The organism is Endozoicomonas sp. ONNA2 (assembly GCF_024606365.1).
Lineage (GTDB): Bacteria > Pseudomonadota > Gammaproteobacteria > Pseudomonadales > Endozoicomonadaceae > Endozoicomonas.
On the sequence record NZ_JAHHPO010000257.1, the window covers coordinates 1 to 1134 of the forward strand.

A 1134-nucleotide genomic window follows, 5' to 3' on the forward strand; every position below is an offset into this window, starting at 1 on the left:
GCCCATGGCGCGTGAAAATATTTTGCGCCACCCTCAGGGATGAAAAATGGTCAAGTAAAATATTTTTCACGGTAAAGGTTATTCTGGGCTTGCCTGAGTTACGCTCAGCAAATCAAAAAGGCTTCCTTTGTGTCTTCGTGTCTTTGTGGTTCAAGGCTTTTATAACTTTTGCAACAAACTCGGGACCGTGGGAACAAGGTGTCATCAAACGCTTCCTTTTTGGCCAGTTAGTACTCACCAAGGTTCGACGCCATAGATTTTCCTGCCTGTTTCCGTCAGGTTTTCCCGGTTCACCCGTAATGATTCAATATGAGAACCTGCCGTTTTCCGCAATCCTGCCTCATGATTGTATTGGCCTTCGCCACTTTCCAGGGCGTGCACCCTTTTTTCCCTTAGCGCCTCATTGGCAGAGGCGGGCAGAAAGCTGATCATCGCCAGCATACGCTCGCGCCTGTCGTCGGTGCAGTCCGGGTCTGGATTAAATCGTGAGTGGGTCAGGCGAGAATCCCAAACCACCATCTCCCCTTCTTTCAATTGCACAGCCCGGAGTGCTTGCCAACGGTCTTGTACATCCTCGCCTTGATATTCAATCCAGCCCTGTTTATCGTCTGACCACGATTTATATTGCCCGAAGTCATGATGGGAGCCGGGGATAATACCCAGCATGCCGGTGGTTTTATCACAATCCCTGAGCGCCAGTAAGCCTTGCACCGCACTGAAACCGGGCTGGGTATGCGGGTTTTGATCCACATGAAGGGGGAGGAAGCTGTTCTGGTCTGTTTCTGGCCGCATATAAATGCATCGGTCAAATACCACCCATAGTTTTTTATTATCCCAAAGGGTTTCAAACAGCTTGACCATGGCTGGGTTCTGCCTTAGCTGGGCCAGGGCATCATCATGGTACAGTTCAAAAAAACCATTGATGCTGGCTCCCGGATGATGCTTGACCTGACGCTGCAACAGGCTGACGGCCCTGTTACGATCCGCTGCAGTGGAAACATTCCCGGCAACGATGTAACCATGCGCCACAAAGGCTTCTTTGATGACTTTCGGGTCAGCCCGCTGTCCATCGTAAACTTTATCCTGAATCCGTAAGGTTTTGATTGCACCGGAAGAATTTTACCAATTTAATAT

The 1134-nt window shown here is 49.6% G+C and carries 1 protein-coding gene; it reads right to left on the minus strand.

What is annotated here, in order from left to right; genetic code table 11:
• Positions 1–234 precede the first annotated feature (234 nt).
• Complete coding sequence (locus tag KDK14_RS04565) at positions 235–1029, minus strand: phytanoyl-CoA dioxygenase family protein (RefSeq protein WP_257263836.1); 795 nt, start codon at positions 1027–1029, stop codon at positions 235–237.
• Positions 1030–1134 lie beyond the last annotated feature (105 nt).